At 37.3% G+C, this 15,176-nt stretch carries 13 protein-coding genes, 1 tRNA gene and 1 pseudogene; 12 read left to right on the top strand and 3 right to left on the bottom strand.

Annotated elements, in window-relative coordinates:
• The first annotated feature begins 66 nt into the window (after positions 1-66).
• The 5 genes from CP363_RS08965 (at position 67) to CP363_RS08945 (ending at position 3,595) form a co-directional block, all read left to right on the top strand.
• Positions 67-139, top strand: a tRNA-Asn gene (locus CP363_RS08965).
• Between the two features lie 296 nt (positions 140-435).
• Complete coding sequence (locus CP363_RS08960; RefSeq protein WP_089146289.1) at positions 436-1,443, top strand: PTS sugar transporter subunit IIB; 1,008 nt, start codon at positions 436-438, stop codon at positions 1,441-1,443.
• A gap of 21 nt (positions 1,444-1,464) precedes the next feature.
• Positions 1,465-2,274, top strand: coding sequence for a PTS mannose/fructose/sorbose transporter subunit IIC (locus CP363_RS08955; protein ID WP_005720853.1), 810 nt, complete (start codon positions 1,465-1,467; stop codon positions 2,272-2,274).
• A gap of 28 nt (positions 2,275-2,302) precedes the next feature.
• Positions 2,303-3,223 carry a PTS system mannose/fructose/sorbose family transporter subunit IID gene (locus CP363_RS08950; RefSeq protein WP_005720854.1) on the top strand — a complete coding sequence of 307 codons (921 nt, stop codon included), beginning with the start codon at positions 2,303-2,305 and terminating at the stop codon, positions 3,221-3,223.
• 3 nt (positions 3,224-3,226) lie between these two features.
• Complete coding sequence (locus CP363_RS08945) at positions 3,227-3,595, top strand: DUF956 family protein (RefSeq protein WP_013085899.1); 369 nt, start codon at positions 3,227-3,229, stop codon at positions 3,593-3,595.
• A gap of 42 nt (positions 3,596-3,637) precedes the next feature.
• On the opposite strand, the gene CP363_RS08940 is transcribed toward CP363_RS08945, so the two are convergent.
• Positions 3,638-4,519, bottom strand: a complete 882-nt coding sequence (locus CP363_RS08940) for a LysR family transcriptional regulator (RefSeq protein WP_023487890.1) — start codon at positions 4,517-4,519, stop codon at positions 3,638-3,640.
• 108 nt (positions 4,520-4,627) lie between these two features.
• Between CP363_RS08940 and CP363_RS08935 the strand changes: the two genes are divergently transcribed.
• Positions 4,628-5,158 carry a DapH/DapD/GlmU-related protein gene (locus CP363_RS08935; RefSeq protein WP_180947779.1) on the top strand — a complete coding sequence of 177 codons (531 nt, stop codon included), beginning with the start codon at positions 4,628-4,630 and terminating at the stop codon, positions 5,156-5,158.
• An 18-nt stretch (positions 5,159-5,176) separates the two neighbouring features.
• On the opposite strand, the gene CP363_RS08930 is transcribed toward CP363_RS08935, so the two are convergent.
• Positions 5,177-6,550, bottom strand: a complete 1,374-nt coding sequence (locus tag CP363_RS08930) for an amino acid permease (protein ID WP_013085902.1) — start codon at positions 6,548-6,550, stop codon at positions 5,177-5,179.
• Positions 6,551-6,861: 311 nt separating this feature from the next.
• Here CP363_RS08930 and adhE point away from each other — a divergent pair, with 311 nt between their 5' ends.
• The 5 genes and pseudogenes from adhE (at position 6,862) to CP363_RS08905 (ending at position 13,797) form a co-directional block, all read left to right on the top strand.
• Positions 6,862-9,486, top strand: coding sequence for a bifunctional acetaldehyde-CoA/alcohol dehydrogenase (gene adhE, locus CP363_RS08925; protein ID WP_098036159.1), 2,625 nt, complete (start codon positions 6,862-6,864; stop codon positions 9,484-9,486).
• A 196-nt stretch (positions 9,487-9,682) separates the two neighbouring features.
• A complete protein-coding gene (gene glmS / locus CP363_RS08920) occupies positions 9,683-11,494 on the top strand; it encodes a glutamine--fructose-6-phosphate transaminase (isomerizing) (RefSeq protein ID WP_089146797.1) in 1,812 nt (603 codons plus the stop codon).
• 222 nt (positions 11,495-11,716) lie between these two features.
• Positions 11,717-12,920 (top strand): annotated as a pseudogene (locus CP363_RS08915) (acetate/propionate family kinase).
• Between the two features lie 86 nt (positions 12,921-13,006).
• Positions 13,007-13,234: a hypothetical protein gene (locus tag CP363_RS08910; RefSeq protein ID WP_023487899.1), complete on the top strand. Its 228-nt coding sequence runs from the start codon at positions 13,007-13,009 to the stop codon at positions 13,232-13,234.
• Between the two features lie 149 nt (positions 13,235-13,383).
• Positions 13,384-13,797: a bis(5'-nucleosyl)-tetraphosphatase gene (locus CP363_RS08905; protein WP_098036158.1), complete on the top strand. Its 414-nt coding sequence runs from the start codon at positions 13,384-13,386 to the stop codon at positions 13,795-13,797.
• A 145-nt stretch (positions 13,798-13,942) separates the two neighbouring features.
• Here the strand turns inward: CP363_RS08905 and CP363_RS08900 are convergent, their stop codons facing one another.
• The gene (locus tag CP363_RS08900) at positions 13,943-14,797 is read right to left on the bottom strand and encodes an Rgg/GadR/MutR family transcriptional regulator (protein ID WP_005720873.1); all 855 of its coding nucleotides are present in this window, start codon (positions 14,795-14,797) and stop codon (positions 13,943-13,945) included.
• A 161-nt stretch (positions 14,798-14,958) separates the two neighbouring features.
• On the opposite strand from CP363_RS08900, the gene CP363_RS10755 reads away from it, so the two are divergent.
• Positions 14,959-15,129 (top strand): hypothetical protein, encoded by a 171-nt coding sequence (locus tag CP363_RS10755; protein WP_155634313.1) that lies wholly within the window; start codon positions 14,959-14,961, stop codon positions 15,127-15,129.
• Positions 15,130-15,176: the final 47 nt, after the last annotated feature.

The raw sequence follows: 15,176 nt of genomic DNA, 5'->3' as shown, positions 1-15,176 counted from the left end.
ACGCCGAAAGTAGTTGGTGGGCAACTGCCTGCGAGGAAAGGAAGCTGCCGTGCTCTTTTTTAATATTCCGGCTTAGCTCAGTTGGTAGAGCGCTTGACTGTTAATCAAGATGTCGTCAGTTCGAGTCTGACAGCCGGAGTAAAGGGAAAAAGGAAGCGGAAGGCTTCCTTTTTTTTGTTATTTTATGAAAATGAAATTATTCAACCAGCATATATTTTAATAGGAAGCCAAATTTGTGAAAAATGATTCAATTCATGAAAATAGGCTTTCTTTTTTAGTAGACCAATTTTTATCTTTGCTTGTCAGGCAAGGCATTTGGGCTAGTTGAAACAAATTGTCACTTTATGAAATTATTTTCAAAAAACGCTTTTTTAAAGTCTATATTTATCGTATAATAAAAGCGGATTCATTTTTTGATCTAGAGGAGGAAATTACATGGTAGGAATTGTTTTAGCCAGCCATGGTGGCTTTGCCGATGGTATTGCACAATCTGCGCAAATGCTTTTCGGTGAACAAGATAATTTTGCACATGTTATCTTAAAGCCTGATGAAGGTCCAGATGACATTCGTGGCAAAATGGAAAAAGCAATTGCTTCATTTGATAACCAGGATGAAGTTTTGTTCTTGGTTGACTTATGGGGTGGTACTCCATTTAACCAAGCAAATGGACTTGCTGAAAAGCATGATAAATGGGCAATTGTTGCTGGTATGAATTTACCAATGGTTGTACAAGCATTAACTGAGAGAATGATGGATGCTAATGCAACTGCAAAGCACATCGCCACTGCAGTTGTTCAACCTGGTAGAGATGGAATTAAGACTAAGCCAGCTGACTTAATGCCTAAGACGGCTGCTGCAGCTCCAGCAGCTGACAAAGCTGCTGCTAAGGGCAGTAAGAAGAGCATTCCAGAAGGTACTGTTATTGGTGATGGTCATATCAAGTACGTTTTGGCAAGAATTGATTCACGTTTGCTTCACGGTCAAGTGGCAACTGGTTGGATTCCAGCTATGAAGCCTGATAGAGTAATTGTTGTTTCAGATAGTGTAGCTAAGGATGATTTACGTAAGAGTATGATTCGTGAAGCTGCACCAGCTGGTGTTAAGGCTCATACTGTTCCACTCAAGAAGATGGAAGAAATTGCTAAAGATCCAAGATTTGGAAACACTCATGCACTTCTTTTGTTTGAAAATCCAGAAGATGTATTGAGGGCTATCAAAGGCGGTATTGATCTTAAGAATATCAACGTTGGTTCAATGTCATATAAGGAAGGCGATGTTAACGCCAACAACGTATTATCAATGAATCAAAAAGACGTTGATACATTCCGTGAACTTGAAAAGATGGGCGTTAAGTTTGATGTAAGAAAAGTTCCTTCAGATGCTCCAAGTAATATGGATTCTATCTTGAAGAAGGCTCAAACTTTACTTGACGAAAAAAAGTAATAAATAATTAGGAGTAAATAAATGAACGCTATTCAAATGATTTTGGTTGTGTTTGTTGCCTTTCTTGCCGGTATGGAAGGTATCTTGGATGAATGGCAATTCCACCAACCATTAGTTGCTTGTACTTTGATCGGTTTAGTAACCGGTCACTTGGATTTAGGTGTTGCCTTAGGTGGTTCATTACAAATGATCGCTTTAGGTTGGGCTAACATTGGTGCCGCTGTTGCACCAGATGCTGCCTTAGCATCAGTAGCTTCAGCTATTATCTTGATCGAAGGTGGTCAAGGTATTAAGGGTATTGGTACTGCTACTGGTATCGCTATCCCATTAGCTGTTGCTGGTTTGTTCTTAACTATGATCGTACGTACTATTTCAACTGCTATCGTTCACATCATGGACGCAGAAGCTAAGAAGGGTAACTGGCGTATGATCAACTTATGGCAATGGATTGCCGTATGTTTACAAGGTTTGAGAATTGCTATCCCAGCTGCACTTCTTTTAGCAATCCCTTCAGGTACTGTTAGAAGTTGGCTTGCAATGATGCCACAATGGTTAAACGAAGGTATGACTATCGGTGGTGCGATGGTTGTAGCCGTAGGTTACGCTATGGTTATTAACATGATGGCAAGTAAGGAAGTATGGCCATTCTTCGCAATTGGTTTTGCCCTTGCTGCTATCAAGGACTTAACTTTGATCGCCCTTGGTGCTATTGGCCTTTCAATGGCTTTGATGTACTTAGCTCTTGAAGCTAAGGGTGGCAACGGTGGAAACAATAATTCTGGCGATGCCGGCACTGGCGATCCACTCGGCGATATCATTGATGACTATTAAAATGAACGCATAGAGGAGGATTTATATAATGGCTGATAAGAAAACTAAATTAACCAAGCGCGACCGTTTTAACGTTATGTGGCACTCACAATTCCTTCAGGGTTCATGGAACTATGAAAGAATGCAAAACGGTGGTTACGCTTATTCAATGATTCCAGCATTGAGAAAGTTATACCCAAACAAGAAAGATTTATCTGCTGCCTTACAAAGACACTTAGTATTCTTTAACACTCACCCATACTTAGCATCACCTGTTCTTGGTGTTACCTTGGCTTTGGAAGAAGATAAGGCTAACGGTGCAGAAGTTACTGATGACGCTATCCAAGGTGTTAAGGTTGGTATGATGGGACCTTTGGCCGGTGTTGGTGACCCTGTATTCTGGTACACTGTTCGTCCAATTGTTGGTGCATTAGGTGCATCAATGGCCATTGCAGGTAACGTAATGGGTCCTATCTTGTTCTTCGTTATCTGGAATATTATCAGAATCGCATTCTTATGGTACACACAAGAATTTGGTTACAAGGCTGGTTCAGCTATCACCAGTGATATGTCAGGTGGTATGCTTCAAAAGGTTACCCGTGGTGCTTCAATGATGGGTATGTTCGTCTTGGGTGCCTTAATTGAACGTTGGGTAAACATCAAGTTCACTCCAATTGTTTCTCAAACTCCTATTCAAAAGGGTGGTTACATCGAATGGGACAAGCTTCCATCAGGTGCTAAAGGTATCCAATCCGCTCTTCAACAATGGGATATGGGTAACGGTAAAGCTTTAAGCAGTACTAAAGTTACTACTTTACAAGACAACTTGAACCAATTAATTCCTGGTTTAGCTGGTTTGCTCTTAACTTTCTTCTGTATGTGGTTATTGAAGAAGAAAGTTTCACCAATCTGGATTATCATCGGTATCTTCGTTGTCGGTGTTCTCTTCCACGTATGGGGCATTCTTTAATAAATGGCTAAGTCAATTAATACAAAAGTCGATCTCACTGTTGATGCAACCTGGTTTAGAGGAATTGCATCATACGGCAAAATCATGATCGGCGATAGAGCTTTTGAATTTTATAACGAACGAAACGTTGAAGATTATGTTCAGATTCCTTGGAATGAAGTAACTTATGTGGTTGCAGATGTCCGCTTTGGTGGACGTTATATTCCGCGTTTTGAAATCAGAACTAAGTCAAATGGTAAATTTATTTTTGCGGCACGTGATCCCAAAAAGGTATTGCGAGCAATAAGAAAATATGTACCAGCTGATCATATGCGCAGGGCATTAAGCTTATGGCAACGATTGAAGCAACGTTTTAGTCGTAAAAAGAAATAAAGTAAAAAATAACCTAGATCAATTCGATCTAGGTTATTTTTGTTAATCGTCATCAATTGATGCTCGTAAACGATTTAGGAATAAATCAGCTACAGGTGATAAATTGGTTTCTCGCTTCCAAATTACTGTTACCGGCTGTTTTAACATTGGAGTAATTGGTCTAAAAGTTAGATTGGATTCATCTGATATATTGGCTAGCTTATCGAGTGTGAGCATAATAGCTGCTTTATTTTTAACTAAAAGTGTACCGTTGAAATTCAAGTTAACAGTACCGATGATATTAATTTGCTCTTTATAATTACCGAACCATGAATCAAAGTACTTTCGATTTTCGGCTTGTTGTGAATTTAAGACGTTTCGTCCAACTAAATCTTCAGCTGTAATAGCACTCTTTTTTGCTAGAGGATCATCCTTAGTCATTAAAACGCCCCATGTATCCTTCTCAGGGAGCTGCAGAGAAGCATAATTATCTAAAGGTAGATTACCAATGATTACGGCAAAATCAACTGCACCCGTGTTTAAACGCCTTTCTGCAAATTCATAATCGCCACTTAGAATATGAATTTTAACTGTAGGATAATCCCGAATGATGTTGCTGACGATATTCATTAGACGTTGCATGGCAAAACTTTCGCCGGCAGCAATAGTTAGGTCACCACTGATGACAGCACTAGATTGTAGGTTACTCTTGGTTTTGGAAGCTAAAGTAAGAATTTCTTTTGCTTGTTCATATAAATACTGTCCTGCAGGAGTTAAGGTTAAGTGCCGCGGCTGGCGGTTGAATAACTTAACGCCTAATTCATCCTCTAAATCTGCTATCTGACGCGATAAAGCAGGTTGTGAGACTAATAGTTTTTGTGCAGCTCGCGTCATATTTAATTCTTGCGCTGTAGCGACAAAATAATTTAAAACACGTAATTCCATTTAAATTACCTATAAACAATTGTTATTATACTTCATACCTTATAAGCTTTGTACATTGATAAGCTTACCCTTTAAACTGAAGTAGAGCAAGAAAAAGGAGTGGTAATAATGGAAACAGAAGATCACGATTTACGTCGAAAACTAGTCCAACAGAATCAGCGATTATTGCAGAATTTAAATACACAACGGCATTGTAGCTGCGAAGTTAGACAATTGGTTAGTGAAATAATTGGTCAAAAAATAGCTGCTAGTACAGAGATTCGGTTACCATTTTATTCTGATTATGGGCACAACATCAAATTAGGCGAGCGCGTGTTTATTAATGCCAATGTGATGATGGTCGACTTAGGCGGGATTACAATTGAGAACGATGTGTTGATTGGGCCTGGAGCCTACCTGATTTCAGTTAATCACAAGCTGGATCCACAGCATAGAAAAGAACTGGAATTAAAGCCAGTTGTTATCAAACAAAACGCCTGGATTGGCGCTAAAGCAACAATATTGCCTGGCGTTACGGTAGGTAAAAACGCCGTTGTAGCGGCTAATGCCGTTGTAACCAAAGATGTGCCAGCTAATACGGTAGTTGCCGGAAATCCTGCTAAAATAATTAAAAAATTGCAAAATAAAAGGTCGAGCTAAAAAACTCGACCTTTTGCTTTAAACAGCTTTTTCATTACTCCAAATTTTGGAAATGATGTATAAAACAATAAAGATTGCAATTGCAGCGACCATTGGTACTCGGTAGCTTGGTAAAATCAATAGCAGGATAATCATTAAAACGAAGAATGACAAAATTACATAATCGATATAAGGGTAACCTGGCATTTGAAAATCGTTTAGCCGATTAGCTGGTGTTTTTCTCCTGTAAGCCATGTGAGTTAAAATCATCAAACTCCAGATGATTAAAAACATACTAGTTGAAGTTGATGAGATAAAATTAAAGGCCTGATCGCCAATAACCAAGGTGATTAGTGGTGCACATCCCATTAATAATGCGGATAAAATCAATGCATTTTGTGGAAGCTGCCTTCTTGATAAATGTCCAAAAGTTTTGTTCCATTTTCCTTTACCATCAAAAGTAACAGAGAAAAGTAATCGACCAGCACTATACAAAAAACTGTTAGTTGATGAGACGGCGGCTGAAATAACTACAAAATTAATAATAGAACTAGCATTTTTAATACCAGTAGCACCTAAGGCCTCAACAAATGGACTAGCGTTAGTAGCAACTTTGGACCATGGAATTACTAGCAAAATTCCTAAAATAGCCATGACATAGAACAAAATAATTCGAATTGGCAATTGATTGATTGCTCGCTTCAGCGTTGTCTCTGGCTTTTGTGCTTCAGCCGCGGTTAAACCAATTAATTCAACTCCAATAAAGCTGAAGATTACCATTTGAAATCCTTGTAAGAATCCTTTACTGCCACGGGCGAAGAAGCCGCCATGATCGTCAAGATTAGCAAAGCTAACAGGACCAAAGCTGGTTTTGCCACCAGTTACTAGTAAGTAAAGGATCAAGATGACGAAGGCAATAATCGTGACAATTTTGATAATGGCAAAACTGAATTCCAAGTTGCCAAAGACACGAGCTGAAATTAAATTGATTAACAGCAAGATCACAATGGTAATAATTCCTGGAATCCAAGGTTTCAGTGTTGGAAACCAATACTTGAAGTAAATTCCTAGGGCCGTGGTTTCGGCCATACCCAATGTAATCCAACTTAACCAATACAAATAGCCTGTGATAAAGCCAATATTTTTACCCAAATATTGTTCAATAAAATCAATATATGTGTGCTTGTTCAAGTCGGACATAATTAGTTCTCCCAGTGCCCGCATTAGCAGGAAGAGGAAGATACCGACAATAATATATATCAGGATAACGCTAGGACCGGCGCGGTGAATACTGTCACCAACCCCCAGAAAAAGGCCGGTCCCAATTGTTCCACCTAAAGCAATTAACTGAATGTGTGCATTGCTTAGGGTTCGTTTATAACCAGAAGCGGTCTGTGTTTTTTTCTCACTCATATAAGCCCCCCAGTGTTCTCAATCTTTTCACATATAATTAATATTTTATCATTATCAATTAGTATGACCAGACTCTATAGTTAGATTTAAAAAAATATCAAAAATCTGTTTTTTAAATAAGTTTGTTAATTCACAAACAAATAATTAAGGAATCGCTTTCATTTGCATTAGAGCAAAATTATGAGGGAATGTGAATCCTTGTTAATTCACTATTTTCATAAATTCATGCATTTACAAATAAAGTTATTGTGCTATAGTTGACATTGTAAATTAGTTCACAAGAATTAGTAGATCTTAGAGGTAATAATACAATGGCTAAGACACAACAAAAAGAGACTCTTACAGAGGACGAAAAGAAAAAGCAAATCTACGACATGGTCGATAACTTAGTAAAGAAATCACATGTCGCTTTAGATCAAATGGCTAACTTCACACAAGAACAAGTTGATAAGATCTGTGAAGCAGTTGCTACTGCAGGTGAACAAAATGCTTACCCACTAGCTAAAATGGCTGTTGAAGAAACTAAACGTGGTGTAGTTGAAGATAAAACTACCAAGAATATGTATGCTTCAGAAAATATCTGGAACAGTTTGCGTCACGAAAAGACCGTCGGCGTAATTGAAGAAGACAAGGAATTAGGTTTGACTAAGATTGCTGAACCTAAAGGTGTTATTGCAGGTGTTACTCCAGTAACTAACCCAACTTCAACTGTTATTTTCAAGGCAATGCTTGCGTTGAAGACGAGAAATACCATTATCTTTGGTTTCCACCCACAGGCTCAAAAATGTTGTGTAGAAACTGGTAAAATCATTCGTGCGGCTGCTGTTGCTGCAGGTGCTCCTGCGGATGCCGTTCAATGGATTGAAGAACCAAGCCTTGATGCAACGACCGATTTGATGAATAACCCAGGTGTTCAAACTATTTTGGCAACTGGTGGTCCAGGTATGGTTAAAGCTGCTTATTCATCAGGCAAGCCAGCTATTGGTGTTGGTCCTGGTAATGGTCCTTCTTACATTGAAAAGACTGCTAATATTGATCGTGCCGTTTATGACATCGTTTTGTCAAAGAACTTCGATAACGGGATGGTTTGTGCTTCTGAAAACTCAGTTGTCGTTGATGATGAAATTTATGACAAGGTCAAGGAAGAATTTAAGAAGTGGAACTGCTACTTCTTGAACAAGGAAGAAATTAAGAAATTTGAGGAACACTTTATCGATCCTCGTCGTGGCACTGTTGCTGGTCCTGTAGCTGGTAAGTCAGCTTATGAAATTGCCAAGCTTTGTGGTGTGGATGTGCCAAAGACAACTAAAGTAATTATCGCTGAATATAAAGGCGTAGGTAGAAACTTCCCACTTTCAGCAGAAAAACTTTCACCAGTCTTTACTTTATACCGTGCTAAGAATCACGATGATGCATTTAAGATTTGTACTGACTTGTTAAACTATGGTGGTCGTGGTCATACCGCTGGTCTTCACTCAAATGATAAAAAGATCATTGATGAGTTTGCCATGAAGATGGATGCTTGTCGTATCTTAGTTAACTCACCAGCTGCCCTTGGTGGTATTGGTGATCTTTACAACAACATGTTGCCATCACTTACTTTGGGTACTGGTTCTTACGGTGCCAACACCTTCTCACACAACATTGGTGCTAAGGACTTGTTAAACATCAAAACAGTGGCTAGACGCCGTGATAACATGCAATGGGTAAAGGTCCCATCAAAGACTTACTTCGAACATAACGCTGCTAACTACCTTCGTCACATGCCAAACGTTAACCGTTTCTTCATCGTAACTGATGAAGGTGTAGCTGACCAAGGCTTTGCCGATGAAATTACTGATATCATTTCTAAGCGTTTAGGTCAAAAAGAATATGAAGTCTTTAAGGCTGTAACTCTTGATCCTAATACTGATGTGATCAAGGATGGTGTTCACAGAATGAACATCTTCAAGCCAGACGTTGTAATTGCTATCGGTGGTGGTTCAGTAATGGACGCTGCTAAAGCAATGCGCTTATTCTACGAAAACCCAGAAATGAGCTTTGAAGAGGCTTACCAAAAATTCTTAGACATTAGAAAAAGAGTAGTCCGTTTCCCAAAGATTAATGGTGTACAACTTGTATGTATCCCAACTACTTCAGGAACTGGCTCAGAAGTTTCCCCAATTGCTATTATTTCTGATGCTAAGACTGGTATTAAGCATACTTTATGTGATTATGCATTGACGCCGGACGTTTCAATCGTTGATGATCAATTTGTTCAAACTTTGCCCAAACGTTTAATTGCTTGGTCAGGCTTTGAAGCATTAGGTCACGCTATCGAAAGCTATGTTTCGACTATGGCTACAGACTTTACCCGCGGTTGGTCACTTGAAGCTATTAAGACAATCTTTGCTAACTTAAAGAAGTCTTATGACGGTGATCTTGACGCACGTAAGAGAATGCATGATGCTGCAACTTTGGCAGGGATGGCTTATTCAAATGCCTTCCTTGGTTTGGAACACTCAATTGCTCACACTGTTGGTTCAACCTTTGATATTCCAAGTGGTGTCAGCGATGCAATTGCATTGCCACAAGTTATTCGCTTTAATGCTAAGCGCCCAGAAAAGCTTGCTATGTGGCCTCATTACTCAGTTTACCGTGCTGATAAGGACTATGCTGAAATTGCTAGAGCAATCGGCTTAACTGGTTCAAGTGATGCTGAATTAATTGAAAAATTAGTTCAGAAGATTATTGATTTGGCTGAATCAGTTGGTATTAAGATGGCCTTCAAGGATTATGGCGTTGATAAGGCTGAGTTTGACAAGAAGGTGGACCAATTAGCTGTTGAAGCTTATGGCGACCAAAATACTGTTACTAACCCATCAGCTCCATTAATTAGTCAAATTGCTCAATTGATGAGAGACTGCTATGAAGGTAAGGGAATCTCAACTAAGTAAGAAATAATATACTAATAGTAAATAGCATTCAATGAAAGATATTGAATGCTATTTTTTGATTTAGAAATTAATTATACCAATTTTAGCGACAATTACTTGACCGCTTTATTAAAAAATAATATTATTGCTACTGTAACAATGAATTTAAACTAGTCCACTACAACAAAGGTGAACTAGACCAAAGGAGAAAAATTTTATGTGTGGAATTGTTGGGGTTGTTGGTAAACCAGCAAAAGATATTATTTTAAATGGATTAACTAATTTGGAATACCGTGGCTATGATTCAGCTGGTATTTACTTAAATGATTTAAATGGTAATGAATACTTAACTAAGGCTGTTGGTCGTATTTCTAACTTAAAGGAAAAGTTAACTCCAGATGAACAAGGCTTAGTTGGGATTGGTCATACTCGTTGGGCTACCCACGGTAAGCCAACTGTTGATAATGCCCACCCACATTTTGATGAGACCAAGCGCTTTTATCTAGTTCATAATGGTGTGATTGAAAACTACACAGAATTAAAGGAAAAGTACTTGCAAGGGGTTAAGTTCCACTCAGATACTGATACTGAAGTAGTTGTTCAATTGATCGGTAAAATTGCACGTGATAAGAACTTAGACGCCTTTTCAGCATTTAAGGAAGCTTTGAAGTTGGTTAAGGGTTCATATGCTTTCTTGCTTGTTGATAATACTGAACCAGATCATGTTTTTATTGCTAAGAATAAGTCACCAATGATGTTAGGAATTGGCGATGGTTTTAACATTATCGCTTCTGATGCGATTTCAGTACTTGATCAAACTAAGACATTTGTTGACTTACAAGACGGTGATGTTGGTGACATTACCAAGGACGCTTACACTATTGAAACGATTGATGGTAAAAAGGTTGAACGCAAAGCTCGTGAGCTAGATATTGATCCTAACGCAGCATCTAAGGGTACTTATGAGTTTTACATGTTAAAGGAAATTGACGAACAACCAGGCGTAATGCGTCATATTTCTCAAGATTACTTAGATGAGAACAATAGTACTAAGGTAGATCCTAAAATTGCTGCCGCTGTTGCGGAAAGTGATCGAATTTATATTTTAGCAGCTGGTACTAGCTACCATGCAGGTTTAGTAGGTAAACACTTATTTGAAAAGTATGCTGATATTCCGGTTGAGGTTGGTTTAGCTTCTGAATTTGGCTATCACTTCCCTAAACTATCTAAGAAGCCATTCTTTATTTTCTTAACTCAATCAGGTGAAACTGCCGATTCTAGAGTTGTCTTAAAGCAAGTTAATGAACGCCACCTGCCAAGTTTGACGATGACCAATGTGGAAGGCTCAACTTTATCAAGAGAAGCTACTTATACTATGCTTTTGAAGGCTGGTCCTGAAATCGCGGTTGCTTCGACTAAGGCCTACACTGCTCAGATTGCGGTACAGGCAGTTTTAGCTAAGGCAGTTGGTGAAAAGAAAAATATTCAAATTGCTAAAGATTTTGATTTGAAGCACCAATTGGCTTTGGCAGCCGTAGGGATGCAACAATTGGTTGATGGTAAAGAAAAGATTGATGAATTGGCTAAGAAGTATTTGGCTAATACGCGCAATGCCTTCTACATCGGCCGTGGCATTGATTATGCTGTTGCTCTTGAAGGTGCTTTGAAGTTAAAAGAAGTTTCCTACATTCAAACTGAAGGCTTCGCTGCAGCCGAATTAAAGCACGGAACAATTGCTTTGATTGAAAAGGGGACCCCAGTCATTGCCTTGATCAATGATCCTGCTACAGCAGACTTAACCCGTGGCAATATTCGTGAAGTAGAATCACGTGGTGCTAATGTGATGGTCTTCGCAGCTAAAGAATTTGCTCAAGCAGGTGATGATGTTGTTTTACCAGAAATTGATTACTACTTATCACCATTATTGACTATTGTGCCAGCACAATTATTGGCATACTATGCGTCTAAGAATAAAGGCTTAGACGTTGATAAGCCACGTAACTTGGCTAAGAGTGTTACTGTTGAATAAAAATAAAATTTTTACCTCTAGCGACGAATACCGCCGGAGGTATTTTTTATAGATTTTCTTGTTAATAAACTAACAAAATAGGCTTATTTTTTTTAATATTAAAAATATAAAATTTAAGCAAGTGCAAGGAAACTATTTTAATAGAAGGTTTAAAGAGCTATACTAGTAAATTAAAATTAACTTGTGAAAAACATAACTAAAGTAATCGGGGGATTTTAGTTTATGAAAAAGGTTTTGGCAGTAAATTCAGGGAGTTCGTCATATAAATTCAAGTTATTTTCACTTCTAGATGAAAAGGTGATTGCTAAGGGGATGGCGATCGGATTGGACTCGATGGCTCTACCTTTTGTATTACCTTGGCAGATGGCAATAAGCATTTAAAGAAAGTTGCAATTCCAGATCAAGAAACTGCGGTAAGTATTTTGATTGATGATTTGAAGAAATATCATGCAGTAGAAAGCTTAGATGAAATCGTTGGTGTTGGTCACCGCGTTGTCAACGGAGGAGAATACTTTAAAGATTCGACTGTAATTGATCAAGAAAAATTACAAAAAATTCGTGATTTATCAGATTTTGCACCATTGCATAATCCAGCAGAAGCACGAGGAATTGAAGCATTTATGAATGTTTTACCTGATGTTCCTCAAGTTGCCGTGTTTGATACTTCATTTCACGAAACGCTTGATCCAGTTCATTATTTATATTCAATTCCTTATGAATACTATGAAAAATACCGTGCCAGAAAATATGGTGCCCATGGTACTTCAGTTCATTATGTAACTTTGAAAACAGCAAAAATGCTACACAAAGATCCTAGTGAATTAAAGATGATTATTTGCCATTTAGGTTCAGGCTCTTCGATTACTGCCGTTAAGAATGGTAAATCGTTTGACACTTCAATGGGATTTAGCCCCCCTTGTCAGGTATCACGATGGGTACACGTTCAGGTGATATTGATCCGTCGCTATTGCAACATTTGATGCATAAGACTGGTATGTCAATTGATGAAATGATCAATGTTCTGAATAAAAAGTCAGGGTTACTGGGTATTTCTGGCATTTCATCTGATATGCGGGACTTGAAGTATAATAAAGCCCCACGTGCAGTTTTAGCACGGCAAATCTTTTTAAATCGAATTGTTCGTTATATTGGCTCATTTATTGCAGAAATGGGTGGAACTGACGTCATTGTATTGACTGCTGGCGTCGGTGAAGCCGATGTAGGGATGCGTAAAACAATTATGGATGCCTTTAAATTTATGGGTGTTGTTCCTGACTATGAAGCTAATGAGCATAATGGGCAGCATGCAATCACTAAGACGGGTTCTACAATAAAATTCTTGGTTGTGCCAACTAACGAGGAATTGATGATTGCACGAGAGGTTGTTCGCCTGACGAAATGCTCAACTTTAGCTAATAAAAATTAGAATATTAATAAAATAAGCGCTTTCTGTTAACAGTTGTCTCTAATAAAACTACAATATACTTGTTATCAGAAAGGAAGCTTTTTATTATGGCAGATGCAAAAGAAATTGAAGAAACTGCATTAATTGATAGAAATATGGATCAAGTTTTTGATTGGGCTAAGGGTAATGAAATGCCTATTCGTGACGCTATTTGGGACCACGAAATGGAAGCAAATGGTCGTGACACGATGAAGACCGAAGAAGCTGTTGAATGGATTCTTAAGGCCGATGATGACAAGGTTAAGGATTACTGCGAAAAGAACTTGAAGAAGTAACTAAAATATTCTATCAATAGACTTAACAATTTCGTCTGCGAGTAAAATGACTAGATTGCCAAAGATCTGGCCATTTTTTTAATTTCAATCGCTTGACCTACATTAATAAATATTTAATAATTGTTCAATATAAAGGTTGGGTGACAAAAATGAAAATGGAACATTCTGCAGGTGCAGTTATTTACAGAAGACGTGCAAACGGCGAACTGGAATATTTGATCGTGCAGAGCGTCGTAAATTATAATTGGGGCTTTCCAAAAGGACATCTTGAAAATAATGAAGATGCTGAAGAAGCTGCTAAAAGAGAAGTCTTTGAAGAAGTTGGCTTAAAGCCGGAATTTGATTTTAACTTTAAGGAAAAGGTCAAATATCAATTAACAGAGAATAAAGAAAAAACGGTTGTCTACTTTATAGCCAAATATCTTGCAGGACAAGAAGTCAAAACGCAAAAAGAGGAGATCTTAGCTAGCAAGTGGGTGAGTCTGGTCGAGGCCCAAAAGTATTTGACTGAGCATGGAAAGATGGATGTTTTAACTAAGGCGCAAAATTACATTGAGCAATAAAAAAGACGCATAAAAGACCTATTAAATCAAGGTTTGTAAACACCTAGATTTAATAGGCTTTTTTATTCTTGCTAAAAATAATTTTGCATATTTGCAAAGAAAAATAAATTAGATAAAAATGAGGGTAATATAATAGGCAAATGAATTAGGAAAGAGGTGAACGATCATTTTTTATACGGTTAAAGAAGAAAGTTAAGTCTTTTGCAATATCTGTTAATCCTAACCACTTTAAATTTTCTAGCTTAATTGAGATAAGCTTTTCATCTGTTTTGCCTAAACGGTAATCTAAAAGATACTTGAGGACATTAGTTCTAATTTTTAAGTAAGAGATTGGTTTAGGAATTGAAACTTTCTCTATTTTAGTTAAAAGCTGTGATGCTAATTTGGGATTTTTGATAATTAGAGCGGTTAGGGCGTTGATGACAGAGGATAAAGCATAATAATATTCTTGAAAATCATTAAATGTATTAGAATTTAAATTTTTAAGAATTCTGATTGAAATACTATATAGTTCCTTGCTGTCATAGAGAAAAACAGTGTTACCAAAAACATTGATGTACATCTCTGTCCAATATTCAATGTTAGATAAAATGTAGAATAATTTCTTTTGATAGCTCACTGGGAAAACATTGTTATCAGTTAGATCGTAATAACAATTACATGCGATAGCTAGTAGAAGTAAATCAAATTGATTATGTGAATTTTGGTATTCTTTTTTCTTGCTTTGTATTAATTGCAAAATATGACGATCATCGTTGGCTTCATAGTACATAGCCACTTTCGCAACAAATGGATTACTATGATTAATTTTGCAGTAATTAGTAAACTCTTTTAGGTTTATATGAATATTGTCTAAAAGCTTAATAACTAAATTGAAGCGAATATCAATCTTATTATTCTCCCATCTGGATAAAGTCGATGGAGAGATAACTCTGTTAGCAGCTTGCTCTAGTGAAATATGTTGTTGAAGACGAAGTGCTTTAAATTTTTGACCGTACATAATGAATTCCTGACTTTGAAATTAAAAAATAAGAGAATACTTACTGTTATTATTATAAGCATTTGGGGAATTATGGGAAGCATTGATATCAATCCCATACATAGTAAATTGCAAGTTGAAAATTATGCATTACTTAACGAGAGAAAATAGGATGTATAGTAATGTCTGAAGGTATGAAGAAATTAATTAAGGATCTTTCTGATGGTAAAAATATTTCTTTGGAGAATATTGATGCCTTAGTGAATAAGTATCACTTGTCTCTAGAAGAGCGACAATTGTTAGAAACTAAAGATGAAGATGATTTAAAGCAATTGGGTTTAAAAAGTGTATGAATCATTCTTATAAAAATGATGAAGATTGGCTTGTTGATTATGAGAAA

Source organism: Lactobacillus sp. UMNPBX12, from assembly GCF_002553955.1.
GTDB classification, from domain to species: Bacteria; Bacillota; Bacilli; order Lactobacillales; family Lactobacillaceae; genus Lactobacillus; species Lactobacillus crispatus.
Note: the sequence above shows the minus strand (reverse complement) of the source record. Positions and strands in the feature narration are given on the sequence as shown.

Excerpts from the sequence above, each read along its gene's own strand:
- CP363_RS10755 (WP_155634313.1), top strand. The coding sequence starts at position 14,959 with ATGTCTGAAGGTATGAAGAAATTAATTAAGGATCTTTCTGATGGTAAA.
- glmS (WP_089146797.1), top strand. The coding sequence starts at position 9,683 with ATGTGTGGAATTGTTGGGGTTGTTGGTAAACCAGCAAAAGATATTATT.
- CP363_RS08900 (WP_005720873.1), bottom strand. The coding sequence starts at position 14,797 with ATGTACGGTCAAAAATTTAAAGCACTTCGTCTTCAACAACATATTTCA.
- CP363_RS08905 (WP_098036158.1), top strand. The coding sequence starts at position 13,384 with ATGAAAATGGAACATTCTGCAGGTGCAGTTATTTACAGAAGACGTGCA.
- CP363_RS08940 (WP_023487890.1), bottom strand. The coding sequence starts at position 4,519 with ATGGAATTACGTGTTTTAAATTATTTTGTCGCTACAGCGCAAGAATTA.
- CP363_RS08950 (WP_005720854.1), top strand. The coding sequence starts at position 2,303 with ATGGCTGATAAGAAAACTAAATTAACCAAGCGCGACCGTTTTAACGTT.
- CP363_RS08935 (WP_180947779.1), top strand. The coding sequence starts at position 4,628 with ATGGAAACAGAAGATCACGATTTACGTCGAAAACTAGTCCAACAGAAT.
- CP363_RS08960 (WP_089146289.1), top strand. The coding sequence starts at position 436 with ATGGTAGGAATTGTTTTAGCCAGCCATGGTGGCTTTGCCGATGGTATT.
- CP363_RS08930 (WP_013085902.1), bottom strand. The coding sequence starts at position 6,550 with ATGAGTGAGAAAAAAACACAGACCGCTTCTGGTTATAAACGAACCCTA.
- adhE (WP_098036159.1), top strand. The coding sequence starts at position 6,862 with ATGGCTAAGACACAACAAAAAGAGACTCTTACAGAGGACGAAAAGAAA.
- CP363_RS08945 (WP_013085899.1), top strand. The coding sequence starts at position 3,227 with ATGGCTAAGTCAATTAATACAAAAGTCGATCTCACTGTTGATGCAACC.
- CP363_RS08910 (WP_023487899.1), top strand. The coding sequence starts at position 13,007 with ATGGCAGATGCAAAAGAAATTGAAGAAACTGCATTAATTGATAGAAAT.
- CP363_RS08955 (WP_005720853.1), top strand. The coding sequence starts at position 1,465 with ATGAACGCTATTCAAATGATTTTGGTTGTGTTTGTTGCCTTTCTTGCC.